Origin of the sequence: Natronobacterium texcoconense, from assembly GCF_900104065.1 — an archaeon.
Taxonomy (GTDB): Archaea; Halobacteriota; Halobacteria; order Halobacteriales; family Natrialbaceae; genus Natronobacterium; species Natronobacterium texcoconense.
Window position 1 is genome coordinate 991,997 of sequence record NZ_FNLC01000002.1, and the last position, 23,777, is coordinate 1,015,773.

Below are 23,777 nucleotides of genomic sequence, written 5' to 3' on the forward strand. Positions count from 1 at the left end.
AAACTGATAGCGGAACCAGCCGCCGGGACCGAAGCAGGGCACAGATTCGACGGCGACCGACCGCCGGTCTACAGAAAGCAGAAAACCGCCGATGGGGAGTCCCAGTCGTCAGTTTTCGGTCTCGTCCTCGAGGCCGACCGCGTCCGAGACGTCGACGTCCTCGGGTTCCTCGCGGCCGCCGACGACGAGTTCGCCGTCGTCGTCGACGGCTTCGCCGTCTGCTCGTTGCGTCTCCGACGCAACGCTGGTCTCGACGTAGACGTCGTCAGCGAACCCACCCTCGGCGTGAGGGTGTTCGGGGTCCTCGAGTTTTTCGGGCGTCGACGGTGCGTCCGGCAGTCCCTCCGGCGGCGCGAACTGGCCGAGCGGGTCGTCGATGGTGATGTCCCAGGTCTCGAAGAACTGCTCGTAGCGCTCGTAGTGGGTCTCGACTTCGTCGACGGGGATTTCCATCATCTCGGTCCAGCCGTGATTGTAGAAGTCGAAGTTGGCCTGAACGTGGGTGATCTCGCGGGCCTCAGCCTCGGAGTAGCCGTCCTGCAGGGCACGCAGATAGCTGTCGACCGTTGCGTCGAAGAGGGCGTCGAGGCGGTCTTTACGCTCGTCGGCGTGGTCCGGGTCGGCCTTCCCGAGGAAGACTCTCGTGTGGAGTGTGACGAGTCCGCTCCTGGCGGCCGATCGAACGACCGGCGTCTCGAGGGCTTTCCGGGACGCGAAGTGACGTGCGTTCTGGCGGAGCTTCATACCCCTTCCTATGGCGGGAACGCTCAAGAACAGTTCGGGACAGAGCCAACAAGAGGTATGAACGTGGGAAGATATTCGGCCGAGATTCGACAATCGTCGGGACGGTTCACTGCTACAGGCAAAATGAACGAGATAGCAACCCACTTTAACCCGCATTACGAACGGTCGGGATATGACAGAGTACGTCATCATCGGTGACGGGATCTCGGGCAGCTCGGCTGCCGAGACCCTCCGGGAAGAAGACCCGGATTCGGAGATTACCGTCATCACCGATGAGGGGGAGCCACTGTATAATCGAATTCTGATCAAAGAACACGCCAAAGGGAAACTCCCCGAAGCACCGATCTCGATCCACGAAGAGGACTGGTACGAGGAGCGTGACATCGAACTCTCGCTCGACACGCACGTCACCTCGGTCGACACCGACGCACACGTCGTTCACACCCACAGCGGCGAGGAGATCAGCTACGACAAGCTGCTCGTCGCGACCGGCGGAACGCCGACCCAGCTTCCGGTCGATGGCAGCGACGCCGACGGCATCCACCACTTCTGGACGTTCCAGGACGCTCGAGCGATCAAGGAAAGCGCCGAGGCCGCCGACACGGGCGTCGTCGTCGGCGCGGGCCTGCTCGGAATCGACTTCGCTGCGGTCTGTGGATCACAGGGCGTCGAGGGCAAGTACCTGATGCGTGGCGACCGCTGGTGGCGCTACGCGCTCACGGCAGACGGCGCGGATATCATCCACGACGGCCTGCGCGAGAAGGGCGTCGAGCCGGTCTTCGACAGCGGCGTCGACCACTTCGAGACGGACGAAGACGGTCACGTGAACGCGGCCGTCGATCCGAACGGCGAACGCTACGAGTGTGACTTCGCCGGCGTCGCCATCGGTCTCACGTTCAACACCGAGTTCCTCCGTGGAAGCGGTATCGAGCAAGACAACGGCATCGTCGTCGACGAGTACATGCAGACCAACGTCGACGACATCTACGCGGCCGGCGACATCACCCAGTTCTACGACGTCTTGCTCGGCGAGCAGGCCCAGAACGGCTCCTGGGGCTCGGCCAAGGAACAGGGTCGAATCGCCGCAGTCAACATGGCAGCGGACGACGAGGCAGAGGAGTTCGAGTGGGTCTCCTCGTACTCGATCACGCACTTCGACTTCCCGTTCCTTTCCTTCGGTCATCCGACGCTGGGCGACGAACACGCCGAACGCCGCTACAGCGACACCGAGTGGCGACGTATCGCGTTCAAGGACGGCAAGATCGTCGGCGGCGTCCTCATCGGCGACCTCTCCCCACAGAGCAAGTTCAAACAGCTCATGCGCGAACAGCGCGAGGTCGCAGACCAGGCCGAAGTACTCTTAGAACAGTCCGTCGACCTGGACAATCTCGCCCCGACCCAGGAAAAGTAGCGTAGACGACCCGGAACCGACGTTCGTTCTTTCGAGACGATTCGACGATCCGGTTTCCCCTTCGATTCCCAGTCGTGACTCTGTATCGGCTGACTTCCCTATCCGAACGGGTCAGCGGACGATCGTCACCGGAACCGGCGCACGGCGAACGACCCTCTCGGCCACGCTCCCCAGCAGCACCCGCGAGACGCCCGTCCGCCCGTGGCTGCCGACGACGATTCGATCGACGGCGTTTGCCGTCGCGTACTCGACGACTGCGTCGGCGGGCCGTCCCTCGAGTAGCTCCGTTTCGATCGATACGTCGTGTGCTGTAGCGCGGTCGCGAGCGGCCTCGAACAGTTCCGTCGCTTCCTCGCGGCGGCGGTCACGCATCGCGTCGGTACCGAGATGTGCGAACTCGCCGTAGCTGCTCTCGGTGAGATCCATCACGTGAACGACGGTGATCTCGGCCTCGGGGTGTTCCGAGAGCGCGTGCTCGATCGCCGCCCACCCAGGTTCGGAGTCGTCGAGCGCGACGAGCAGGTGCATACCTGTGGGTACGGAGAGCAGTCACTTGAGTGTGAGCAACGCTGCCAGACCGCATCCGTGTATAGGGCTTGCACAGACAACCTGCGGAACGAAATGAGTCGGCGGGATAGACTTGCGGAAGCGTCTCATGAGCACGAAAGAGCCGCGGGAGGCCGACATTCTTCGGCCGATCAAGACAACGTCGTCGAAGTATTACGCGGCGGTCGGTATCGCTGGACTGGCATTCCTGATCTTCCTCGTGGGCTGGGCCTACCAGCTCTGGGAAGGACTGGTCGTGACAGGCCTGTCGGACTGGGGGACCGGTGGCGGCGTCACCTGGGGGGTGTACATCGGCGCGTTCATCTGGTGGGTCGGGATCGCCCACGGTGGGATCATCCTCTCGGCAGCGGTTCGCCTGCTCGGAATGGACCGGTACATGCCGGTCGCTCGACTCGCCGAAATGCTCACGCTCGCCGGCCTCTCAGCGGCTGGCTTCTACATTATCGTCCACATGGGCCGTCCGGATCGAATGGTCACGAGCGTCATCGGCCACTACCACATCACGGTCCACAACTCGCCGCTGGTGTGGGACGTGACTGTCATTACGGCCTACTTCGTGCTGACCGCGACCTATCTCGGCCTGACGTTGCGGTACGACATCTCGCGGCTGCGCGGCCAGTTACCGGACCACTTCGGACCGATCTATAGCCTCATCACGATCGGCTACAGCGAGCGAGAAGACCGAGTCGTCCAGCGAATGGTCTGGTGGCTCGCGCTGGCGATCATCATCATGGCACCCCTCTTGCTGCACGGCGGCGTCATTCCGTGGCTGTTCGCGGTGTTACCGACGTATCCGCGCTGGTTCGGTGGCGTCCAGGGGCCGCAGTTCCTCACCATCGCGCTCACGTCGGCCATCAGCGGCGTCATCATCCTCTCCTATGCCTTCCGTCGTGCCTACGACTGGGAACACATCATCACCGACGACATCTTCCGCGGCCTGACGCTGTGGCTCGGCTTCTTCTCGCTGCTGTTCCTCTGGCTACAGCTTCAGCAGGTTACCGCCGGCACGTTCTTCCCACCAGTCGACCTCGAGGTCGCGTGGGCTGCGACGGTCGAGCACCCGATCTACATCTTCTCGATGAGCCTCGTCCTCGCCGTCCTCGCGTTCATCTTCGCCCAGACGCTCCGCCCCTCGCTTTTCTCCAAGGAACGGGCCATCGTCTGTGCGGTCGCGATCCTCTCCGCAACGCTGCTCGAGAAGGTGCTGTTCGTCGTCGAAGGCTTCCTCCACCCGTCGTTCGAGATCTACTACGCGACGCCGGGGACGTACGTGCCGAGTCTGATCGAAATCGCCTCGATCACCGGGACTATCGGCATGGTGGCGCTTTTCTTCCTCTCGATCGCGAAGGTCGTTCCCGTCGTCGAGTTACACGCGATCGAGCACCTGCGCGAGGACCACGGCGAGGAGGGGAGTCACGACTAACCGTTAGCGCGAGAGTGTCATAGAACGGTTCTCGTGGTGTCTCTTTGGGCTGAACTATCCGTTCACTATACTTGCGAACTGAACGGTGGTTTTGCATCAAATATAAACTATGTTCGTCGAGTCGTGCTGAATACACAGCGCGAATCGGTCAATAGGGGCTCGCTGGTGAGCCCTACTCGATGTGCCGGGCAGGGGTGGAAACGCCAAATTCGTCGGCTGTGTCCGCAACAATTCCCTTCGCGGTATAAATATCCGGCTTGTAGTACAGTTCGTGGGTAACGTCGTGTGCTTCGCGGAGGTGTTCCCTGACGCGGAAAACATCTTGGCGGTCAAAATAATTCGGCGTATAGACCGTGAGGAGATAGTCGTCGTACATAGGAAGGTTCTCGTAGCCGAATGTCGTCATCGCCTTGACTGCCCAAATAGTTCCTGCTTCCGCGTCAGCGACGAGGTCAGGCCACAATTCGTCGATCCGCTCTGCTGACCCCGTGATTTGCCACTTCCCGATTGTCTTCTGCTCCTCGAGTGCGTCGCGGTCGATCTTCCGAACGGCTTCGCTGTCTGCTGCTGGCAAATCGTCGGACTGTACGTTCTTCGGCCGTGTAACGTCGTGTTCTGAAAAGTAGTCGTCACCTCCAATAGTCGGAGATTCACTTACGTCTCTACTTCGTAGCCAATACTGCTCTGTCTCGGTGATTTCGAGCGGTGATTGCATGGTTACTGCCAACTCAAATCGGGTTTTGATGGAATACCAATGTTCGCCATCCGATGTGAAAGTGAAATTATATCCACAAGTTGGCCAGGTTGTCCATACGAATAGAGTCCGATAGATTTGCTGCAGCCACACTCTCTATTCAGCACGCTATTCTCAACAGCTATCGGATGGATTGATCGCTACTCCGTTACCCACTCGACCAGTACTTACCGTTCGGCGAGCAATCGGTGGGTGGGTATGCGAACTGTTCTATGACACCCTCGTTAGCGCGGAAGCGCGACCGCGATCGATCGCAACCACGCCTCCCTGTCCTCGGCTTCGACCGCCGCGGATGCCGCGCCGGTGGCGTCGACGCCGCAGTCGAACGCTCGCTCGACGTCCTCACTCGTCCTGATTCCGCCGCCGACGAAGACCTTCGTCTCGGGTGACTCGTCGGCGACCAGCTCGACGAACGACTCGAGTCGCTCGGGATGTGTCCTGACCATCCCCTCCTCGGACGCGATATCGCCCGGCTGCTCGAAGAGCAGACAGTCCGGATCGAACGTGAGGGCTGCACGCCCTGTCTCGAGGCTGTCGACGCAGACGATCGACTCGAGTCCCAGTTCCGTACACCGATCGACGAGCGGGCCGACGTCGCCGAACGCGGCCTCGTTCTCGGGGTGGTTGACGAAGACGGCGTCGGCACCCGCTGCGGCGACGGCCTCGCACGTGACCGCGCCCATCCCGCCGTCTTCGCGGCGGACCGCGGTCTGGGCGACGACGGGGAGGTCGACGTGCTCGGCGACCAGCCGCAGGTCGGGCGACTGGGGTGCGACGGCGAACCGACGGCCGGTGTCGTCCGCGACGCGTTCGACGGCCTCTGCAAAGGCGAGGCCGTCCGCCCCGGCCGTCCCCTCGTAGGTCTTGACGTTGACCAGAAAGTACGGGTACGACAGTCCCATTCCCGCTACTCGGAGTACCCTTCCTGGAGGAAGGTACCTTCGGTCTCGTACATCGCGACGAGTTCCGCGACGAACTCCTCGGGTGACTGTCCCTCGTCGCGGTGGCTTTCGATGCGGTCCTTGAGGTCGTCGTCGATCTCGAGCGTGTGCGTCATGTGTCGACCCTCGGCGGTACTGTCGCTACCCGGCTTCATATACCCCAGGTGCGCGTTTGCACCGGTCGGGACGCGACGGCACCAGAACGAACATCGTCCACGTGGAAGCGCCACCGATGGATCCGATCGACGTTCGTGAGACCATACCTGCCCTCGAGTCGACCACCTACTGCAATTGGGGTGCAGGTGGTCCCAGCCCCCGACGAGTCGTCGACGCGGCGGCGTCGGCACTCGAGGACCACGAGTTTCGAGCACCCACGGCCGAGGGGATGTATCCGGCAGCGTTCGACGCCTACGACGAGTCCAGACGCCGCGTCGCCGACCTGCTCGAGGCCGACGAGAGCGAGATCGCACTCACCGAGAGCACGAGCGACGGCATCAACCGTATCGCGACGGCGTTCGACTGGAGCGACGACGACGTCGTCGTCCGAACGGACCTCGAGCATCCCGCCGGCGTACTGCCGTGGCAACGCCTCGAGCGCGAGTACGGCGTGGACGTGCGCGTGCTCGAGACCGAGTGCGGCCGCATCGACCTCGAGGACGTGAAAGCCCTCGCACCCGAAGCGACCCTGTTCTGTGTGAGTTCACTCACCTGGACTCACGGCACCCGGCTTCCGGTCGCCGACCTCGTCGATATCGCACACGACGGCGGCGCGTCCGTGCTGGTCGACGCCGTCCAGTCACCCGGTCAGGTCCCCGTCGACGTTCACGAGTGGGGTGCCGACTTCGTCGTCGGTGCCGGCCACAAGTGGCTCGTCGCACCCTTCGGCTCCGGCTTCCTCTACGTCCGCGAGGGGGCCGAACGGGATCTCGTTCCGGCCGCGATCGGCTACCGCAGCGTAGCCGACCCGGAGGCAGGCGAGTACCAGTACGAGACGGGCGCACGACGGTTCGAGGTCGGTACCGCGAGCCCGGTCGCCCACGCCGGACTGGTCGAGGCGATCGACCTGCTCGAGGCGGTCGGCCTCGAGACCGTCCAGTCACGGATCGAGTCACTCACCGATCGGCTCAAGGAAGGGGTTCCGAACGAGCAACTCTCGAGTCCACGGGAGTACGAGTCCGGACTCGTTACGATCGCAGTCGACGATCCCGACCGAACCGTCGACCGACTCGCCGACGAGGGCGTGATCGTGCGGTCGATTCCCGACGGTGGCCTCAGAGTCTCGCTTCACGCGTACAACACTCGAGAAGACGTCGATCGGGTGCTCGAGGCGCTGTAGTCGGTTCTGTTATGACTCCTCGTCCTCGTCGTCGCCCGCTCCCGCAGCGACCTCGAGCAGCGTCTTTCGTTCGTCGAAGTACGCCGGCGCGTCGGTGTCGGACTCGAACTCGACGACTCGAGCGATGGCCACCCGGTCCGTATCGACGTCGGTCTCGAGTTCCGCGGCGAGTTCGGTGTAGCCCGCGGCCAGTTCCTGGAACGCTTCCATTCGGCCGTGTTTTGCCTCGACGAGCAGCTGTTTCTCCTCGAGTTCGTCCTGGAGTTCTTCGATGGCCGCCAGGTCGACGTCGGATCCCGCGGGTGCGGTGACCGACGTCGGCGTCTCCGCCGCCTCGACGTCCCCGGGGAGCCCTTCGAGACGTGAGCGGATTTCGGCGGTTCGTTCGTCGATCTCGTCGAGCAGTTCGTCGGCTTCCGAGACCATCGTGTCGACGTGGCCCGAGAGCAGTCCGGCCTGGGTATGACAGTAATCGACGAGATCGTCGACCGCAAGAGTCGCGTCCGTGGGGTCGCGATCCCCGTCAGCGTCGTCCATGCGACCCCGTTCGTGCTGCCAGCCGAAGACACTTTGGACCGTCCCAGGACGCTTGTTTTGCTAGCACACGCCACGGTGTTCTCCTTTCAGACTCGTTAAGTCGCTTCGACCACTGACTACGTACAATGAATCGAGTATCGCGTCCGAGTACGTCCGCCGTATTCGTCGCCGAAACATGAGCAAGGAGTACATCGAGGTACGAGGTGCAGAGGAGCACAACCTCAAGGATCTCGACGTACAGATCCCCCGGGAAGAGCTGACCGTCGTCACCGGGCTCTCGGGGTCGGGCAAGTCCTCGCTCGCGTTCGAAACCGTCTACGCCGAGGGACAGCGCCGCTACATCGAAAGTCTCTCCGCTTACGCCCGGAACTTCCTGGGCCAGATGGACAAGCCGCAGGTCGAGACCGTCGAGGGGCTCTCTCCAGCGATCTCGATCGATCAGAAGAACGCCGCGAACAACCCGCGATCGACCGTCGGGACCGTCACGGAACTGCACGACTACCTGCGGCTGCTGTACGCCCGCGTCGGAACCCCACACTGTCCCGACTGTGGCCGCGAGGTCGGCGAACAGTCCGCCCAGAACATGGTCGAGCGCATCCTCGAGCTTCCGGAGGGGACGAAGGCGAAACTCGCTGCCCCCGTCGTCCGCGACCAGAAGGGTGCCTTCGAGGACCTGTTCGAGGAACTCGTCTCGGAGGGGTACGCCCGCGTCGAGGTCGACGGCGAGGAGTACGACCTGACGACCGACGACCCCGACCTGGACGAGAACTTCGACCACACGATCGACGTGATCGTCGACCGCGTGAAGGTCTCGACGGAGGCCCGCCCGCGGATCATCGACAGCGTCGAGACCGCACTCGACGAGGCCGAGGGCGTCCTGAAACTCATCCTGCCCGATCCGCCCGAAGACGCCGCCGAAGACCTCGGCGAGGAGGCCCGCCGGACGGGTGCGCTCGGTGAGGAGAGCGAGGAGGACGACCGCTTCGTCGTCGAGTTCTCGAAGGACCTCGCCTGCACCCACTGCGGGATCGACGTCCCCGAGATCGAGACCCGCTCCTTTTCGTTCAACTCGCCCCACGGCGCCTGTCCCGAGTGTGAGGGACTCGGCGAGACCAAGGAAGTCGACGAGAACCTCGTGATCCAGGACGAGTCCAAGCCGCTGAAGGAGGTCTTCGAACCATGGAGCTACAACCGGTCGTACTACCAGACGCGACTGGACGCGGTCTCCGATCACTTCGACGTCTCGCTGTCGACGCCGTTCGAGGACGTCGACGAGGAGATTCAGGACGCGTTCCTCTACGGCACGAAAGACGAGGTGCTGTTCATGCGAAACACCAAGAACGGCACCCGTCGCAAGAAAAAACGCTTCGAGGGAGTCATTCCGAACCTCGAGCGCCGGTACCTCGAGACCGACTCCGACTCCACCCGAGAACACATCGAGGACTACATGTCCGTGACGGAGTGTCCGGCCTGTGACGGCACCCGACTCAAGCCCGCCTCGCGTGCCGTGCTGGTCGACGACACCTCGATCACGGCGATCAACGCGATGAGCATCGGCGACGCCTTAGAGCACTTCGAGTCGATGGAAGCCGACCTCACCGAACGCGAGAAGGTGATCGCCGAGGAGATTCTCAAGGAGATTCGCGCCCGCCTCGGCTTCATGTGCGAGGTCGGCCTCGAGTATCTCACGCTCGACCGCGAGGCCTCGACGCTGTCTGGCGGCGAGAGCCAGCGTATTCGGCTCGCGACCCAGATCGGCTCCGGCCTCGTCGGGGTGTTGTACGTGCTGGACGAGCCCTCGATCGGCCTCCACCAGCGGGACAACGATCGCCTGCTGGATACGCTCCAGGAACTCAGAGATCTGGGCAACACCCTCCTCGTGGTCGAACACGACGAGGAGACGATGCGCCGCGCGGACAACGTCATCGACATGGGGCCCGGCCCCGGCAAGCGCGGCGGCGAGGTCGTCGTCAACGGCCCCGTCGAGGAAGTCAAAGAGTGCGAGGAGTCACTCACCGGCGACTACCTCTCTGGCCGCCGACAGATTCCAGTTCCCGAAGAGCGACGGGATCCGGAAGATGCGCTGACGATCCTCGGTGCCCGCCAGCACAACCTCAAGGACCTCGACGTGGATATCCCGCTGGGCTGCTTTACGGCCATCACGGGCGTTTCGGGCTCCGGAAAGTCCACCCTGATGCACGACGTACTGTACAAGGGCCTCGCTCGCGAGATGAACGACAACACGAGCGTCATCCCGGGCGACCACGACGGACTCGAGGGCCTGGATCAGATCGAGACCGTACGCCTGATCGACCAGTCGCCGATCGGCCGGACGCCCCGCTCGAACCCGGCGACCTACACCGGCGTCTTCGACTACATCCGCGAACTGTTCGCCCAGACCAAACTCTCCAAACAGCGCGGCTACGAGAAGGGACGGTTCTCGTTCAACGTCAAGGGCGGCCGCTGTGAGGAGTGTGGCGGCCAGGGTACGGTGAAGATCGAGATGAACTTCCTCTCGGACGTGTACGTTCCCTGTGAGGAGTGTGACGGCGCTCGCTACAACGACGCCACGCTCGACGTCACCTACAAGGGCAAGACCATCGCGGACGTGCTCGACATGGAAGTCGAGGAGGCCTACGAGTTCTTCGAGTCGAACTCCCAGATCCGCCGCCGGCTGAAATTGCTGAAAGACGTCGGCCTCGGCTACATGACGCTGGGCCAGCCCTCGACGACACTGTCGGGCGGAGAGGCTCAGCGGATCAAACTCGCCGAAGAACTCGGGAAGAAAGACTCCGGCGAAACGCTGTACCTGCTCGACGAGCCGACGACGGGACTCCACCACGAGGACGAACGCAAACTGATCGACGTCCTCCACCGACTCACCGACAACGGCAACACCGTCGTCGTCATCGAACACGAACTCGACCTCGTGAAGAACGCCGACCACATCGTCGACCTCGGTCCCGAGGGCGGCGAGAACGGCGGTCAGGTCGTTGCCACTGGGACGCCCGAAGAGGTCGCCCGACTCGAGGACTCCCACACCGGCCGGTACCTGCGGGACCTGCTGCCGAAAGTCGATCTCGAGGGGCCACGCGGCGAGCGCGTCGATCCGGTGACGGCGCCGATGGACGACGACTGACGGCGAACTCTTTTCTCCGATCGAAACCCGAACCGTTACCGACGCGGACTCGAAACGAGACTCCATGAGCGACAAGGAGGAGGTCCGTAGCAGGCTCGTCGGCGGTGGGGTCGTTACGCTGGTGATAGTCGGACTGCTGGCGGTCCTGATCGGTGTCCCGACTCGCGGCGCCGAACTGCTCCCGCTTGCGTGGCTCGGCGGCGGCGGCCTCGCGTTACTCCTCGCGGGTCGCTACGAGCGTCTCCCGCTGGGAGTCGTGACCGTTGGCTGGCCGCGCGTCGCCGCCGTCGGACTCGGGATTCTCGCGGTCGGCTCGAGCACGTTCGGTTTCCTGCAACTGCTCGCGAACCCGTCGATGCTGGGACTGCTCCAGGTCGGACTGGCGCTGTTCGTCGCCCTCTTGCTGGCGTTCGGCGCGCTCGAGTGCTGGCTTGGCGGCGTCGGACTGGACGAGGAGACGTTTGTCGTGGAGTGATCCTCGACAGGGGCAGGAGCATTTGTGCCAGAAGCGCGTAGTTAGCGTATGACGACAGCGTACGCCGCACTCCGGGATCGGCTCCTCGTCGGACGCAAGCGAGAATCGGAGGAGTGGACGACGACCGTCCGTCTCGAGGACCACACCCTCGAGTGCGTTACAGCTACCGAGGACCCCGACCGGATCTTGGTCGGCACATTTGGAGATGGACTCTTCCGGAGCACCGACGGTGGCGATTCTTTCCAGCGGCTCGAGATCGACTTCGTCAGCGACGCGGTGATGTCGCTCGCGGTGAGCCCGCACGACCCCGATGTCGTCTACGCCGGCACCGAACCGAGCCGCGTCTACCGGAGTACGGACGGCGGCGACTCCTGGACGCACCTCGGGGGACTCACGGACCTCCCGTCGGCCGACGAGTGGTACTTCCCGCCCCGCCCCGACACCCACCACGTTCGCTGGCTCGAGGTCGACCCCTTCGATCCCGACCGACTCTACGTTGGGATCGAGGCCGGCGCGTTCGTCTACAGCACCGACGGCGGGGAGACGTGGCACGAGCGGCCCGAGGGATCGCGCCGGGACAACCACACCCTGGCGACTCACCCGGACCGCGAGGGACGCGTCTACACCGCAGCAGGCGACGGCTACGCGGAGAGCGACGACGGCGGCGAGAGCTGGCGACGGCCACAGGCGGGCCTCGAACACACCTACTGCTGGGGGCTCGCTCGCGACCCCGGCGATCCGGACGCGGTGCTCGTCTCGAGTGCGAGCGGGGCCCGGACTGCACACACTCCTGACACGGCAGAGTCGTACGTCTACCGACGACGTGGCGGGAGCGAGTGGGAGCGACTCGAGAACGGACTGCCGACCGGCGACGGCGTCGTTCGCACCGTCCTCGAGACGCCCGGCGAACCCGGCGTCGTCTACGCGCTGAACAATCGAGGGCTGTACCGCTCGAGCGACTTCGGCGACTCGTGGACGGCCGTTCCGCTCGAGTGGCACGAGGCGTACGAGAGCCAATCGCCGCGGGGACTGGTCGTCGTCGATCGGTGACGCCAACGCCGGATCGCGGCTGGCAGCGGAACCCTTATTTGAAGAAACATACAATTTTATCTCATGTCAGAAACCGCGGACCGGCTCGAGCGGTACCTCGAGGACGAACTCGGCGAGTGTCGCAACGAGGACCTGCAGGCACGACTCGAGGAACTCGACGAACTCGAGTCGCTGCTGGACGAGGACGTCGTCTCGCGCGACGTCGAGGCGCTATCGGCGCTGGGAAACGAGACTCGGTATCGGCTCGTTCGGTTACTGGTCGAGGCGGACGAGGAACTCTGTGTCTGCGAAATCACGCCGCTGGTCGACGTCAGCGACAGCGCGGTCAGCCACGCGTTCTCGACGCTTTCCGAGGCTGGCCTCGTGGCAAAGCGCAAGGACGGTCGGTGGCGGAAGTATCGGGCGACTCCACGTGCGAGCGCACTGCTGACCGTTCTCGACGGTTCTCGGTAAGTCGGCAGTCTCACATACCTCTTGGGCCTGTTTTCGATGCTCTCCCCCGCACACCCGGAGAAAGGGACGAGTTTATGTATGATCACACGTTCAATTGAACTATGGTTCAATCAAGAGCAGATAGTGACGGCCGACCGGCGAACGCCGACGACCCCGGTTCGGACTCACTGCCGCGTGCCAGCACCGCGAGCAAGCGCCAGCGGGAGAGGTCGGGAAACGTCGGTGCGTTCGGCACCCGGACGGGCAGTTCGGACCTCGTCTTTCTCGAGGGAATCCTCCCCGAATCCGACGATGGAATACTGAGCGGTCGTTCAATCGAGGAACAAACGAGGGTGTGTCTCGAGCGACTCGAGGGAGTCCTCGCGGCGCGAGGACTGACGCTCGAGGACGTGATGAAAGTCGAGATTCAGCTAACCGATATCGACGACAGAGAGGTTGTCGACGACGTCTACAGGGATCGCTTCGGCGGCACGTATCCGCCGCGAACGACCGTCGGCGTCTGTGCGCTCCCCGGAGATGCCGGTGTACAGCTAGACGTCACTGCCGCTGACGAATAAGTATGAACACGACCACATTCGAACTCTGGCGGTTCGAACAGGCGAACGAGGGGCGTCGTTCGCCGGTGATCTCGGATGAGTGACCTCGATCACGACCACGGTCCCGACTGTGGCTGTCCGGACTGTGGCGATCCGCGGTCGATGGACTTTCTCGACAAGTACCTGACCGTCTGGATCTTCCTCGCGATGGGGCTCGGCGTCGGACTCGGCTACGTCGCACCCGGCGTCGTCGATCCGATTCAGGAGTACCACCTCGTGGAGATCGGACTGATCGCGATGATGTACCCGCCGCTGGCAAAGGTAAACTACGGCCAGCTCCCGCGGGTGTTCAGCAAGTGGCGCGTGCTCAGTCTGAGCCTGATCCAGAACTGGCTGATCGGCCCGACGCTGATGTTCGTCCTCGCGGTGATCTTCTTCAGCGGCCTGGTGCCACCGTTCCCGGCCCACCCCGAGTACTTCCTCGGACTGATCTTCATCGGGATGGCCCGCTGTATCGCGATGGTGCTCGTCTGGAACGACCTCGCGGACGGCTCGAGCGAGTACGCCGCCGGCCTGGTCGCGTTCAACAGCGTCTTCCAGATCATCACCTACGGTGTGTACATCGCCTTCTTCGCGCTGTACCTCCCGCAATTGCTGGGAATGGACGCGCTTGTCGCTGGCATCGACGCGTTCGACATCACTATCGGCCAGGTGTTCTGGGCGATCGCGATCTTCCTCGGAATTCCGTTCGCGGGCGGCATCCTCACCCGGTTCGGCGGCGTTCGAGCCCGCGGAGAGGAGTGGTACGAAGAGAAGTTCGTCCCGACGATCAGCCCCGTCACACTGATCGCGCTCCTGTTTACCGTGATCGTGATGTTCGCCACGCAGGGCGACAACATCCTCGCACGGCCGCTCGACGTCGTCTGGATCGCCATCCCGCTGACGATCTACTTCGTCGTGATGTTCCTCGTGAGCTTCGGGATGGGGCGGGGCATCGGCGCGGACTACTCGACGACGACCGCGATCGGCTTCACCGCCGCCTCGAACAACTTCGAACTCGCGATCGCCGTCGCCGTCGCCATCTTCGGCGTCGCCCACCCGACCGCGTTCGCGACCGTCGTCGGCCCGCTAATCGAGGTCCCCGTCCTGCTCGCGCTGGTCTACGTCGCGATCTACTTCCAGGAACGGTTCGACTGGGCCGGCTACGAGACCGGGCAACTCGAGAGCACGAAACCAGCAGACGACGTGACACCGTCGACGGACGACTGATAACCCATGACATTCGACACACTCCTGATCCCGACCGACGGCAGCGACCCGGCCGAAAACGCAGCCCGCCGAGGGTTCGACCTCGCCGACAGGCTCGGGGCGAGCGTGCACGTCCTCTCGGTGGCAGATAGCAGCGTCGCGACGGGAGTCGGCTACTCCGGCGACTCGGCGTCGATCCGCGAACGACTCCGCGAGACTGCACAGACGCGAGCCACTGCCCTCCGGGACGAGGCCGTCGAACGCGGACTCGAGGCGACCGCTGCAGTCCGCGAGGGGATCCCGGCGAACGAGATCACCGAGTACGCCGACGACCACGGTATCGACGCGATCGTCATCGGAACCGCCGGTCGTAGTGGGGTCGCGCGTGCGATCGTCGGCAGCGTCGCGGACAAGGTCGTTCGAACGGCACCCGTTCCGGTCGTGACGACCACGCCGGACGCGGCGAACGACGAAACGACCGACTCGGTGATCGACTCGATTCTCGTCCCGACCGACGGCAGCGAGAAAGCCGACGCCGGGAGCCGGCCGGGGCTCGAACTCGCAGCACAACTCGAGGCGACAGCTCACGTCCTCTCGGCGATCGATGCCGAACTCGAGGACGCGATCGAAACCGTCGTCGGGGACGACGTCGACCTCTCGAACGAACTCGAGGCGCGGGCGAACGACCACCTCGAGGACCTCGCAGCCGACGCACGGGACCGCGACCTCGAGGTCGTGGCGACGATAACCGAGGGGACGCCGGCCGAAACGATCGTCGAGTACGCCGAGTCGGAAGGTATCGACCTGATCGCGATGGGGACGGCCGGTCGTGGCGGCTTCGAACGGGCGCTCGTCGGTAGCGTCACCGACGAGGTCGTCAGGACGGCGACGGTGCCCGTACTGACGAATCGACCGGACGTCGAGCAGTAGCGAGACGGCAGATCCTGGGACGACAATTACGACACCACCGATCGGGTTGACGGTTCGAAATCCTTTTAGGCGCTACACGGGGATAGTAGGGTAACTGAGTGATATCATGGACGTCGACATCGTTTCCGAAGCGGAGAACCCAATGTTGCATCGCACGGACGTTACCTTCGAACTGACCCACGACGAGGCCACGCCCGAGCGCCTGCAGGTGCGTGACAGCCTCGCCGCGAAGCTCAACAAGGACGCCGACGAAGTCGTCGTCCGCAAACTCGACACCAAGTTCGGGATGCGAAAGACCGTCGGCGAAGCCAAGGTCTACGAGACGGCCGACGACGCCCGCGACGTCGAGCAGGAACACATGCTCGAGCGCAACAAGATCGGCGTCGACGAAGAAGCCGAGGCCGAAGCCGAAGCCGAAGCAGAGGCGGAGGAAGCATAGATGGCGCGATACGACCACTACGGTGACGACGGAAGCACCGAAGGCGAGCAGTGTCCCCGCTGTGGCGACGTCTTCCTCGCCGACCACGGTGACCGCCAGCACTGCGGGAAGTGCGGGTACACCGAGTGGGAATAGCGAGGGAGCGAGCGTAGCGAGATCCCTCGAGAAATGCGAGCGGTGAACGAAGTGAACCGCGAGCAAATACGGACAGGCCTCGTTACGTTCGACGACCACTACAATCGTTCTTATCCGTGACAGAATCAGTACGAGTACTCGGGATCGAAGGTACCGCATGGGCGGCCAGTGCAGCCGTGTTCGATTCCGAGACCGACGACGTTTTTATCGAAACCGACGCCTACCAGCCCGAGAGCGGCGGCATTCATCCACGTGAAGCCGCCGAGCACATGCACGACGCCATCCCGGCGGTCGTCGAGCAGGCACTCGAGTACGCCCACGAAACGAACGACGGACCAGCCGACGAGCCACCGATCGATGCAGTGGCCTTCTCTCGCGGACCCGGCCTCGGTCCCTGTCTGCGAACCGTCGGGACGGCCGCTCGAGCGTTGAGCCAGTCCCTCGACGTGCCGCTGGTGGGTGTCAACCACATGGTCGCCCACCTCGAGATCGGCCGTCACACGTCGGGCTTCGACTCGCCGGTCTGTCTCAACGCCAGCGGTGCGAACGCCCACCTGCTGGCCTACCGGAACGGCCGCTACCGTGTGCTCGGCGAGACGATGGACACCGGCGTCGGCAACGCGATCGACAAGTTCACCCGTCACGTCGGCTGGTCCCACCCCGGCGGGCCGAAAGTCGAGGAGGCGGCGAGAGACGGCGAGTACGTGGACCTTCCGTACGTCGTCAAGGGGATGGACTTCTCGTTTTCCGGGATCATGAGCGCTGCAAAGCAGCGTTACGACGATGGAACGCCCGTCGAAGACGTCTGTTACTCCCTGCAAGAGAACGTCTTCGGCATGCTGACCGAAGTGTCGGAGCGTGCGCTCTCATTGACCGGCAGCGACGAACTCGTGCTCGGCGGCGGCGTCGGGCAAAACGGTCGCCTCCGTGAGATGCTCGAGGAGATGTGCGACCAGCGCGGGGCCGACTTCCACGCCCCCGAGCCGCGCTTCCTGCGGGACAACGCGGGGATGATCGCCGTGCTCGGCGCGAAGATGTACGAAGTGGGCGATACGCTGGCGCTCGAGAGCTCGAGAGTCGACCCCGATTTCCGGCCGGATCAGGTACCGGTTTCCTGGCGAACGGACGAACCCAACCTCGAACTGGGCAGAGACGCCAACGGGACCGTCCAGGGTGCCGAAGCCACCGTCGACCTCGAATCCGACGCGGGTCGCGTGACGAAGCACCGAGAGACCAAGAGCTACCGCCACCCCGAACTCGACGAGCGACTCCGGACCGAACGGACGCGACTCGAGGCGCGCCTGACGAACCTCGCCCGGCGCGAGGGGGTTCCCACGCCGGTGCTCTCGGACGTCGATCCCCACGAGGCGCGGCTGGAACTCGAGTACGTCGGCGAAAGCGACCTGCGGGTAGCACTGACTCCCGAACGGGTTCGCGACGTCGGGCGGCACCTCGCACGGCTCCACGAGGCCGGGTTCGTGCATGGCGATCCGACGACGCGAAACGTCAGAGTGAACGCAGAGCGAACGTACCTCATCGACTTCGGTCTCGGCTACCACACCGACCACGTCGAGGACTACGCGATGGACCTGCACGTCTTCGACCAGAGCCTCGTCGGAACCGCCGACGACCCCGAACCGCTTCGCGAAGCGGTCCGCAAAGGGTATCGGGAGGTCGGCGACGAGGGCGTTCTAGAGCGCCTGCGAGACGTGGAAGGCCGTGGCCGGTACGTGAGCGAGTAACCAGTTGGAATCGGGAACGTTCTTCCCGACTCACGCCGACGCTCCCCCATGAGCGACGTCACCGTTCTCGTCACCGGCTACGAACCGTTCGGAGAGTTCGAAACCAATCCGACCTGCCGGATAGCACGGCGACTGGATGGGGAGACGATCGGCGACGCAGCCACCGTCGTCGGCCGCGAACTCCCCGTCGTCTTCGACGAGATGGAAGCCGAACTCGAGGAGTATCTCGCGGAACACGACCCCGACGTCGTCTGCGGCCTCGGCCTCGCCGCCGGCCGGAACGCGCTATCGCTCGAGCGGGTCGGGATCAACCTCCGGGATACGGCAGGGATTCCGGACAACGACGACCGCGAGGTCACGGACGAAGCCGTCGACGCCGAGGGGCCGGTCGCCTACTTCGCGACGCTACCGCTCCGGGAGATGAAGTCGGCGATGCGGGATGCGGGCGTCCCGACGACGCTGTCGACGGACGCCGGCACGCACCTCTGTAACGACTTCCTCTACGCCGCCCGTCACCGCGCCGAGACGGACGACCGCGAGTTCCGCGTCGGGTTCGTTCACACGCCCTTCTCCCACGAGGATGCCGCCAGACGCGACGAGGGCGAACCGAGCATGGCGCTCGAGACGATGACTCGAGGGATTCAGGAGGGACTGGCGGTTTCGGTGAATGCACTCGAGTAGAGTGCGAGCGCGACTGCGACGCCACGGCTCCAGACGTCTCTAGTGACGGTCGAAGCGCCCACTCTCGAGTCCCGAGAGAAGCACGCAATACTCTTGTCCCGGGAGAACGTATCACCTCGCATGGCAGATAAACCGACCTCCGGTGAGATCCTCGGAGTACCGTACAACTTCGAACGGCCGAGCATCAGCCGCATGCTCTCGGCTCACTGGGAACCCGGCGAGGGAATGCTCGTCGAGAAGCCGTTCGGTATCGGCTACACGCTGAACCTTGCCAACTGGCGTTCCTGGATCGTTCTCGCGGTGGCCGGCGTCCTGCTCTGGCAGCAAGAACAGAGTGCCGCGAGCGCCGACGAGACGAGCGAGGACGAACCCGTCGAGGTCATCGTCGACGAAGACGACGACTGAGAGAGCTAGTTTTCGACCGGAACTGAACTTCCCTGGCGAGCAGAGCGATATATCGCGTCGATCACGCGCTGGACCGCCAACGCCTGTTCGACGGTGTTCAGTTCCGGTGTCTGCTCGTCGAGCACGGCATCGAGGAAGCGTTTGTCGCTGCCCGACCAGCCGGTGTGATCGATCGATCCCTCGGTGAGCGTAACGTCGAGCGTGTGGTCGGTACCCTGCTTGCCGCTCTGGAACATCGTCAGGTCCTCGCCGCCGAGTTCGAGGGCTGCGCCGGCCTCGGTGCCGCGAGCGACGAACTCCTGGGTTTCGGCCTGGTTTGCGGCCCAGGTTACCTCGAGCGAGATCGTCCGGTCGCCCTCACAGCGGATCATCGCCGTCGCCGAGTCCTCGACGTCGAAGACGGCCTCGTCGGTCTCGTCGTACCAGTCGCCGGGGTCGACGTAGTCGTCGCGGTCGCCGAACTCGGTTCGCGTGACGGCGAAGACGTCCTCGACCGCCGGATAGTCCATGAGGTAGAGCGCGAAGTCGATCGCGTGGACGCCGATGTCGACGACTGCGCCGCCGCCGGAGAGCTCTTCGTTGGTGAACCACGAACCGACGCCGGGAATGCCCCGTCGCCGGACGTAGTTCGCGTCGACGTGAGTGATCTCGCCGAAGTGGCCCTCGCGCTGGTACTCCTTGAACACCTCCGTGGCCGTCGAGACGCGGTTGTGGAAGTTGACCATGCAGAAGCCGTCGGAGTCGGCCGCAGCCGCGGCGATCCGCTCGGCACTCTCGAGGTCGTCCGCGAGCGGTTTCTCACAGAGCACGTCGTAATCGCGCTCGAGTGCGCCGACGACGGCCGATTCGTGGAACGCGTTGGGCGTCGAGACGGCGATCGCGTCGAGATCCTCGGCGTCGTACATCACCCCGAACTCCTCGTAGGTCGTTGCGTCGTAGGCCGTCGCGAACTCCTCGCGCGTCTCGGGGACGATGTCTGCGCCCGCGACGACCTCGTGGCCGTGCTCTTCGGCGTTCGTCGCGTGGGTCTGCCCCATGAATCCGAGCCCGACGACGCCGAGTCGAACTGTAGTATCGGAATTACTCATCAATCGAGTAAATTACTTCACCACGGAAATGGTTAGGCGTCGCGGCGAAGAGGACTTGCGAAATTAACGATCGACCTCACCCATAATACAGTCGAGGCTCCCGATCGACGCGATCAGGTCGGGAACGTACTCGCCGCGGGTAATCACGGGTAACACCGAGAGGTTCGAAAACGAGGGGCTGCGGATCTTGAACCGAGCCGGCGTCTCGGAGCCGTCCGACCGGATGTAGATCCCGAGTTCACCCTTCGCTCCCTCGACTGCACGATAGATCTCCGCGTCGGCGTCGGGTTTCAGCGTCCGCGGGACGTTCGCCTGGACCTCGCGTTCGTCCTCGGGCCACTCCTCGAGCAGGTCGAGACATTGCTCGACGATCTTGGCCGACTCCTCGAGTTCACCCATTCGGACGAGTGCCCGCGAGTAGTTGTCGCCGTCGGACTGGGTGACGACGTCCCACTCGAGGTGTGGATAGTAGCCGTACGGATCGTCGCGCCGGAGGTCGTAGTCGATTCCCGAGCCACGGGCGACGGGGCCCGTACAGCCGTACTGTCTGGCGACTTCGGGCTCGAGGACGCCCGTATCGACGCAGCGAGCCTGGAAGATTTCGTTCGTAACGAGCAGATCGTGGTACTCGTCGATCTTGGCGGGGAGCGAGTCGAGGACGTCCCGCGTCTGCTCGAAAAACTCGTCGCGGGGCTCGGGTAGGTCCCAGGCGACACCGCCGAGTCGGAAGTAGTTGAACATCATCCGTTGACCCGTCAGGTCCTCCAGAATATCGAGGACGAGCTCGCGGTCTCGCATTGCATACTGGAAGGTCGCGGTGAACTCGCCGTAGACGTCGAGCGCGTAGGTTCCCAGCGAGATCAGGTGGGCAGCCATCCGCGAAAGTTCGGCACCCATCGTCCGAATCAGCCGGGCGTACTCGGGCACCTCGAGGCCTGCCAATTCTTCGGCAGTACGGGCGTAAGCCCACTCGTTGAGCAAGCCGGCGGAGACCCAGTCCCACCGGTCGGGATAGGGCATGATCTGGTGGCGATAAGTTCCCTGCTGGCACATCTGCTCCTCACAGCGGTGCATGTAACCGATATCGGGTTCGGCGTCGACGACAGTCTCGCCGTCCAGAACGGCCTTGACGTGCATGACGCCGTGGGTTGCGGGGTGATGCGGGCCGAGGTTCAGAAAGAGCGTCTCCGATTCGGGGTCGGCGTCGTCACCCGCGATCGGGTTCTCGTGCTCGGAGAGCGTGACGATCTGGGGTTTCTCCTGGTCGTACTCGAGGCCGAGCGGGTGGCCCTGCCACGTCTCCGGAAGCAGGATTCGACGGAGATCAGGGTGATCCTCGTACTCGATACCGACGAGGTCGTAGGCCTCGCGTTCGTGCCAGTTTGCCGTCTCGTAGATCGGCGCCGCCGACTGGCTCGTCGGGTCGCCGGTCGGCGTCGGGACGACGACGCTTACCTCCCGAGTTGGGTCGTCGTAGGACCGCAGGTGATAGATCGTCTCGAACCGGTCTTCGTACTGCTGTGCCGTGACGCAGGCGCAGTGGTCGAGGCCGGCCTCCTCGCGGAGGATAGCGAGTACGTCCTGGACCTCGTCGGGCCGGATCACGAACGCCGGCGCGTTCAAGTGATCGTCGCGGTCGAGAGCGTACGGCTCGAGCAACGTCTCGAGTGCCGACGCGAAGTCGTCGTGGGCAGGGGCCTCCTCGACTGTCGACTGTACGGGCATCGGTATTCGATTCTCGGGACGCAGGTGAGGAGTCGGTTCTGCGTCACTCGCTAGGCTCTTTATGTTGGACGGTCGAACGGTAACCGATGAAGTCCGTCCGGTTGACGCTCCAGCACGGCCCCGAAACCGTCCACCCGATGCACCGGTTCGTCGCCGAACACGACGCCTTCAGCCGATATCGGATGGTCAACTGGAACCACGCGAACGACCACAACGCGCTCATCTTTCACGTGGTCGGCGACCGCGAGGCCTACGAGCGGCAACTGGCGGAACTCGACGATCCAATCACGGCTGACGTAACCGCCGGTGAGGCGGACACCGCTCGAGAGGAGGGCGAACCGTTCTACGTCTACGTCCGCGAAGAGCCGGGCGAACTGGGCGAACAACTGGTCGCGGCCTTCTCCCGGGGGAGCCTGGTCCCGATTCCGCCGCTCGAGTATCGAATGGACTGGTCCGTGCGGTTCGGACTCGTCGGCGAACCAGCCGACATTCGGGCTGCACTCGAGACGGTGCCTGCCGAGATAGAGACGACGGTCGAACGCGTCGGCGACTACCGCGGCGGTGGGTCCGCGCTCGAGCGCCTGACCGAGCGCCAGCGAAAGGCGCTACGAACTGCGCGAACGCTCGGCTACTTCGCGGTGCCCCGGGAGGCGTCTATCGAAGACGTCGCCGACGAACTGGGCTGTGCACCGGGGACCGCGAGCGAACACCTGCGGAAAGCCCAGCGGAACGTGATGGAACGGCTCGAGCTCTGAACGGTGTGTTGCAACCGCAGGTAAGAGGTTTAATCATCGCTCGAGTGACGATTCTGCGAGACCACCGATGACCGATACGATGGAAGCACTCACCTGGCAGGGCGAACAGGACGTCCGGGTCAACGAGGTTCCACGGCCCGAGATCGTCGAACCGACGGACGCCATACTCGAGATCACGGCGACCGCTATCTGTGGCTCCGATCTCCACCTCTACAACGGCTACATGCCCGCAATGGAGGAGGGAGACGTCATCGGCCACGAACCGATGGGCGAGGTGATCGAGGTGGGAAGCGAGGTCGAGCGACTCGAGGTCGGCGACCGCGTCGTCGTTCCGTTCACGATTAGCTGTGGGTCGTGCTGGTTCTGCGAGGAAGACATGTACTCACTCTGTGACGAGTCGAATCCGAACGCGGAGATGGCCCGGGAGGAGATGGGCCACTCCCCCGCCGGACTGTTCGGCTTCTCGCACATGCTGGGCGGGTTCGACGGCGGCCAGGCGGAGTACCTTCGGGTTCCCTACGCCGACGTTGGGCCGGTCAAGATCGACTCCGGGCTCTCGGACGAAGAGGTGCTCTTTCTCTCCGACATCTTCCCGACGGGGTACATGGCCGCCGAGAACGCGGATATCGAAGACGGCGATACGGTCGCCGTCTGGGGCTGTGGTCCCGTCGGCCAGTTCGCCATCCAGAGCGCCTGGATGCTCGGCGCCGACCGGGTGATCGCGATCGACCGTATCCCGGAGCGACTGGACATGGCCAGCTACCACGGCGATGCAGACATCGTCAACTACGAGAACGACGACGTCTACGATCGGCTGATGGATATGACCCGCGGCCGCGGTCCTGACCGCTGTATCGACGCCGTCGGAACGGAAGCACACGGCACGGGACTCACCGGCGTCACGGACCGCGTCAAACAGGGCGCGAAACTGCAGGACGACCGGCCGTACGTCCTCCGGGAGGCGATCCAGTGCTGTCGGAAAGGTGGGACGCTGTCGGTCCCCGGCGTCTACCTCGGCCGTGCGAACGTCCCGTTCGGCGCACTGATGAACAAAGCCATCACCGTCAAAACCGGCCAGACTCACGTCCAGCGCTACCTCGATCCCCTGCTCGAGAAGATCGAAGACGGCGAGATCGACCCCTCGTTCGTCGTCACCCACGAGGGATCGCTCTCGGACGCACCCGACCTGTACGAGAAGTTCAACGAGAAGGAAGATGGCTGTATCAAGGCCGTACTGACCCCCTGATCGGCGTCGACCGACGG

25 protein-coding genes are annotated in these 23,777 nt (G+C 63.9%); 17 read left to right on the forward strand and 8 right to left on the reverse strand.

The window, feature by feature from the left end; all coding sequences use genetic code 11:
* Window positions 1-108: 108 nt before the first annotated feature.
* Window positions 109-744, reverse strand: coding sequence for a DUF6149 family protein (locus tag BLR35_RS12255; protein ID WP_090382230.1), 636 nt, complete (start codon window positions 742-744; stop codon window positions 109-111).
* Window positions 745-916: 172 nt separating this feature from the next.
* Here BLR35_RS12255 and BLR35_RS12260 point away from each other — a divergent pair, with 172 nt between their 5' ends.
* On the forward strand, window positions 917-2,155 hold the full coding sequence (locus tag BLR35_RS12260; protein ID WP_090382234.1) for an NAD(P)/FAD-dependent oxidoreductase: 1,239 nt from the start codon (window positions 917-919) through the stop codon (window positions 2,153-2,155).
* Window positions 2,156-2,266: 111 nt separating this feature from the next.
* On the opposite strand, the gene BLR35_RS12265 is transcribed toward BLR35_RS12260, so the two are convergent.
* Entirely contained in the window at window positions 2,267-2,683 is a 417-nt protein-coding gene (locus BLR35_RS12265) for a universal stress protein (RefSeq protein WP_090382236.1), read from the reverse strand.
* Window positions 2,684-2,810: 127 nt separating this feature from the next.
* Between BLR35_RS12265 and nrfD the strand changes: the two genes are divergently transcribed.
* The gene (gene nrfD, locus BLR35_RS12270; RefSeq protein ID WP_090382238.1) at window positions 2,811-4,145 is read left to right on the forward strand and encodes an NrfD/PsrC family molybdoenzyme membrane anchor subunit; all 1,335 of its coding nucleotides are present in this window, start codon (window positions 2,811-2,813) and stop codon (window positions 4,143-4,145) included.
* Between the two features lie 172 nt (window positions 4,146-4,317).
* Here nrfD and BLR35_RS12275 read toward each other — a convergent pair whose 3' ends face one another.
* The 3 genes from BLR35_RS12275 to BLR35_RS20705 all read right to left on the reverse strand — a co-directional run bounded on the left by BLR35_RS12275 (window position 4,318) and on the right by BLR35_RS20705 (window position 5,956).
* Window positions 4,318-4,860, reverse strand: a complete 543-nt coding sequence (locus BLR35_RS12275) for a putative phosphothreonine lyase domain-containing protein (protein ID WP_090382240.1) — start codon at window positions 4,858-4,860, stop codon at window positions 4,318-4,320.
* A gap of 263 nt (window positions 4,861-5,123) precedes the next feature.
* Window positions 5,124-5,801, reverse strand: a complete 678-nt coding sequence (locus BLR35_RS12280) for a triose-phosphate isomerase (RefSeq protein WP_090382242.1) — start codon at window positions 5,799-5,801, stop codon at window positions 5,124-5,126.
* A 5-nt stretch (window positions 5,802-5,806) separates the two neighbouring features.
* Window positions 5,807-5,956, reverse strand: a complete 150-nt coding sequence (locus tag BLR35_RS20705; protein WP_170831022.1) for a DUF7557 family protein — start codon at window positions 5,954-5,956, stop codon at window positions 5,807-5,809.
* Between the two features lie 116 nt (window positions 5,957-6,072).
* On the opposite strand from BLR35_RS20705, the gene BLR35_RS12285 reads away from it, so the two are divergent.
* Window positions 6,073-7,176 carry an aminotransferase class V-fold PLP-dependent enzyme gene (locus BLR35_RS12285; RefSeq protein WP_090382244.1) on the forward strand — a complete coding sequence of 368 codons (1,104 nt, stop codon included), beginning with the start codon at window positions 6,073-6,075 and terminating at the stop codon, window positions 7,174-7,176.
* Window positions 7,177-7,185: 9 nt separating this feature from the next.
* Here the strand turns inward: BLR35_RS12285 and BLR35_RS12290 are convergent, their stop codons facing one another.
* Window positions 7,186-7,713 carry a hypothetical protein gene (locus BLR35_RS12290; protein ID WP_090382246.1) on the reverse strand — a complete coding sequence of 176 codons (528 nt, stop codon included), beginning with the start codon at window positions 7,711-7,713 and terminating at the stop codon, window positions 7,186-7,188.
* Window positions 7,714-7,888: 175 nt separating this feature from the next.
* On the opposite strand from BLR35_RS12290, the gene uvrA reads away from it, so the two are divergent.
* The 12 genes from uvrA to BLR35_RS12350 all read left to right on the forward strand — a co-directional run bounded on the left by uvrA (window position 7,889) and on the right by BLR35_RS12350 (window position 18,946).
* Complete coding sequence (gene uvrA / locus BLR35_RS12295; protein ID WP_090382248.1) at window positions 7,889-10,852, forward strand: excinuclease ABC subunit UvrA; 2,964 nt, start codon at window positions 7,889-7,891, stop codon at window positions 10,850-10,852.
* Between the two features lie 64 nt (window positions 10,853-10,916).
* Entirely contained in the window at window positions 10,917-11,327 is a 411-nt protein-coding gene (locus BLR35_RS12300) for a DUF7994 family protein (protein WP_090382251.1), read from the forward strand.
* A 48-nt stretch (window positions 11,328-11,375) separates the two neighbouring features.
* Window positions 11,376-12,377 (forward strand): WD40/YVTN/BNR-like repeat-containing protein, encoded by a 1,002-nt coding sequence (locus BLR35_RS12305; RefSeq protein WP_090382253.1) that lies wholly within the window; start codon window positions 11,376-11,378, stop codon window positions 12,375-12,377.
* A 63-nt stretch (window positions 12,378-12,440) separates the two neighbouring features.
* On the forward strand, window positions 12,441-12,830 hold the full coding sequence (locus BLR35_RS12310; RefSeq protein WP_090382256.1) for an ArsR/SmtB family transcription factor: 390 nt from the start codon (window positions 12,441-12,443) through the stop codon (window positions 12,828-12,830).
* Between the two features lie 101 nt (window positions 12,831-12,931).
* Complete coding sequence (locus tag BLR35_RS12315; RefSeq protein WP_090382258.1) at window positions 12,932-13,387, forward strand: RidA family protein; 456 nt, start codon at window positions 12,932-12,934, stop codon at window positions 13,385-13,387.
* Between the two features lie 75 nt (window positions 13,388-13,462).
* Window positions 13,463-14,635: an ACR3 family arsenite efflux transporter gene (arsB, locus tag BLR35_RS12320; protein ID WP_090382261.1), complete on the forward strand. Its 1,173-nt coding sequence runs from the start codon at window positions 13,463-13,465 to the stop codon at window positions 14,633-14,635.
* A 6-nt stretch (window positions 14,636-14,641) separates the two neighbouring features.
* Window positions 14,642-15,544, forward strand: a complete 903-nt coding sequence (locus BLR35_RS12325) for a universal stress protein (protein ID WP_090382263.1) — start codon at window positions 14,642-14,644, stop codon at window positions 15,542-15,544.
* Between the two features lie 106 nt (window positions 15,545-15,650).
* Window positions 15,651-15,983 (forward strand): 30S ribosomal protein S24e, encoded by a 333-nt coding sequence (locus BLR35_RS12330; RefSeq protein ID WP_090382266.1) that lies wholly within the window; start codon window positions 15,651-15,653, stop codon window positions 15,981-15,983.
* Window positions 15,984-16,118, forward strand: coding sequence for a 30S ribosomal protein S27ae (locus tag BLR35_RS12335; protein ID WP_090382270.1), 135 nt, complete (start codon window positions 15,984-15,986; stop codon window positions 16,116-16,118).
* A gap of 116 nt (window positions 16,119-16,234) precedes the next feature.
* Window positions 16,235-17,860: a bifunctional N(6)-L-threonylcarbamoyladenine synthase/serine/threonine protein kinase gene (locus BLR35_RS12340; RefSeq protein WP_090382272.1), complete on the forward strand. Its 1,626-nt coding sequence runs from the start codon at window positions 16,235-16,237 to the stop codon at window positions 17,858-17,860.
* Window positions 17,861-17,908: 48 nt separating this feature from the next.
* Window positions 17,909-18,541: a pyroglutamyl-peptidase I gene (gene pcp, locus BLR35_RS12345; RefSeq protein ID WP_090382275.1), complete on the forward strand. Its 633-nt coding sequence runs from the start codon at window positions 17,909-17,911 to the stop codon at window positions 18,539-18,541.
* Between the two features lie 120 nt (window positions 18,542-18,661).
* Window positions 18,662-18,946, forward strand: coding sequence for a DUF5808 domain-containing protein (locus BLR35_RS12350; RefSeq protein ID WP_090382277.1), 285 nt, complete (start codon window positions 18,662-18,664; stop codon window positions 18,944-18,946).
* 5 nt (window positions 18,947-18,951) lie between these two features.
* Here the strand turns inward: BLR35_RS12350 and BLR35_RS12355 are convergent, their stop codons facing one another.
* Entirely contained in the window at window positions 18,952-20,034 is a 1,083-nt protein-coding gene (locus BLR35_RS12355; protein WP_090382280.1) for a Gfo/Idh/MocA family protein, read from the reverse strand.
* Between the two features lie 63 nt (window positions 20,035-20,097).
* Window positions 20,098-21,759, reverse strand: a complete 1,662-nt coding sequence (locus BLR35_RS12360; RefSeq protein ID WP_090382282.1) for an NADH-quinone oxidoreductase subunit D — start codon at window positions 21,757-21,759, stop codon at window positions 20,098-20,100.
* Between the two features lie 86 nt (window positions 21,760-21,845).
* Here BLR35_RS12360 and BLR35_RS12365 point away from each other — a divergent pair, with 86 nt between their 5' ends.
* Together BLR35_RS12365 and BLR35_RS12370 are read left to right on the forward strand one after the other, a co-directional pair.
* The gene (locus tag BLR35_RS12365; protein WP_090382286.1) at window positions 21,846-22,514 is read left to right on the forward strand and encodes a helix-turn-helix domain-containing protein; all 669 of its coding nucleotides are present in this window, start codon (window positions 21,846-21,848) and stop codon (window positions 22,512-22,514) included.
* Between the two features lie 79 nt (window positions 22,515-22,593).
* A complete protein-coding gene (locus BLR35_RS12370) occupies window positions 22,594-23,760 on the forward strand; it encodes a zinc-dependent alcohol dehydrogenase (protein WP_090382974.1) in 1,167 nt (388 codons plus the stop codon).
* Window positions 23,761-23,777 lie beyond the last annotated feature (17 nt).

What these genes read in the sequence shown, in the direction of transcription:
- BLR35_RS12255 (WP_090382230.1), bottom strand. Translation starts at nt 744, where the DNA reads ATGAAGCTCCGCCAGAACGCACGTCACTTCGCGTCCCGGAAAGCCCTC.
- BLR35_RS12260 (WP_090382234.1), top strand. Translation starts at nt 917, where the DNA reads ATGACAGAGTACGTCATCATCGGTGACGGGATCTCGGGCAGCTCGGCT.
- BLR35_RS12265 (WP_090382236.1), bottom strand. Translation starts at nt 2,683, where the DNA reads ATGCACCTGCTCGTCGCGCTCGACGACTCCGAACCTGGGTGGGCGGCG.
- nrfD (WP_090382238.1), top strand. Translation starts at nt 2,811, where the DNA reads ATGAGCACGAAAGAGCCGCGGGAGGCCGACATTCTTCGGCCGATCAAG.
- BLR35_RS12275 (WP_090382240.1), bottom strand. Translation starts at nt 4,860, where the DNA reads ATGCAATCACCGCTCGAAATCACCGAGACAGAGCAGTATTGGCTACGA.
- BLR35_RS12280 (WP_090382242.1), bottom strand. Translation starts at nt 5,801, where the DNA reads ATGGGACTGTCGTACCCGTACTTTCTGGTCAACGTCAAGACCTACGAG.
- BLR35_RS20705 (WP_170831022.1), bottom strand. Translation starts at nt 5,956, where the DNA reads ATGACGCACACGCTCGAGATCGACGACGACCTCAAGGACCGCATCGAA.
- BLR35_RS12285 (WP_090382244.1), top strand. Translation starts at nt 6,073, where the DNA reads ATGGATCCGATCGACGTTCGTGAGACCATACCTGCCCTCGAGTCGACC.
- BLR35_RS12290 (WP_090382246.1), bottom strand. Translation starts at nt 7,713, where the DNA reads ATGGACGACGCTGACGGGGATCGCGACCCCACGGACGCGACTCTTGCG.
- uvrA (WP_090382248.1), top strand. Translation starts at nt 7,889, where the DNA reads ATGAGCAAGGAGTACATCGAGGTACGAGGTGCAGAGGAGCACAACCTC.
- BLR35_RS12300 (WP_090382251.1), top strand. Translation starts at nt 10,917, where the DNA reads ATGAGCGACAAGGAGGAGGTCCGTAGCAGGCTCGTCGGCGGTGGGGTC.
- BLR35_RS12305 (WP_090382253.1), top strand. Translation starts at nt 11,376, where the DNA reads ATGACGACAGCGTACGCCGCACTCCGGGATCGGCTCCTCGTCGGACGC.
- BLR35_RS12310 (WP_090382256.1), top strand. Translation starts at nt 12,441, where the DNA reads ATGTCAGAAACCGCGGACCGGCTCGAGCGGTACCTCGAGGACGAACTC.
- BLR35_RS12315 (WP_090382258.1), top strand. Translation starts at nt 12,932, where the DNA reads ATGGTTCAATCAAGAGCAGATAGTGACGGCCGACCGGCGAACGCCGAC.
- arsB (WP_090382261.1), top strand. Translation starts at nt 13,463, where the DNA reads ATGAGTGACCTCGATCACGACCACGGTCCCGACTGTGGCTGTCCGGAC.
- BLR35_RS12325 (WP_090382263.1), top strand. Translation starts at nt 14,642, where the DNA reads ATGACATTCGACACACTCCTGATCCCGACCGACGGCAGCGACCCGGCC.
- BLR35_RS12330 (WP_090382266.1), top strand. Translation starts at nt 15,651, where the DNA reads ATGGACGTCGACATCGTTTCCGAAGCGGAGAACCCAATGTTGCATCGC.
- BLR35_RS12335 (WP_090382270.1), top strand. Translation starts at nt 15,984, where the DNA reads ATGGCGCGATACGACCACTACGGTGACGACGGAAGCACCGAAGGCGAG.
- pcp (WP_090382275.1), top strand. Translation starts at nt 17,909, where the DNA reads ATGAGCGACGTCACCGTTCTCGTCACCGGCTACGAACCGTTCGGAGAG.
- BLR35_RS12350 (WP_090382277.1), top strand. Translation starts at nt 18,662, where the DNA reads ATGGCAGATAAACCGACCTCCGGTGAGATCCTCGGAGTACCGTACAAC.
- BLR35_RS12355 (WP_090382280.1), bottom strand. Translation starts at nt 20,034, where the DNA reads ATGAGTAATTCCGATACTACAGTTCGACTCGGCGTCGTCGGGCTCGGA.
- BLR35_RS12360 (WP_090382282.1), bottom strand. Translation starts at nt 21,759, where the DNA reads ATGCCCGTACAGTCGACAGTCGAGGAGGCCCCTGCCCACGACGACTTC.
- BLR35_RS12365 (WP_090382286.1), top strand. Translation starts at nt 21,846, where the DNA reads ATGAAGTCCGTCCGGTTGACGCTCCAGCACGGCCCCGAAACCGTCCAC.
- BLR35_RS12370 (WP_090382974.1), top strand. Translation starts at nt 22,594, where the DNA reads ATGGAAGCACTCACCTGGCAGGGCGAACAGGACGTCCGGGTCAACGAG.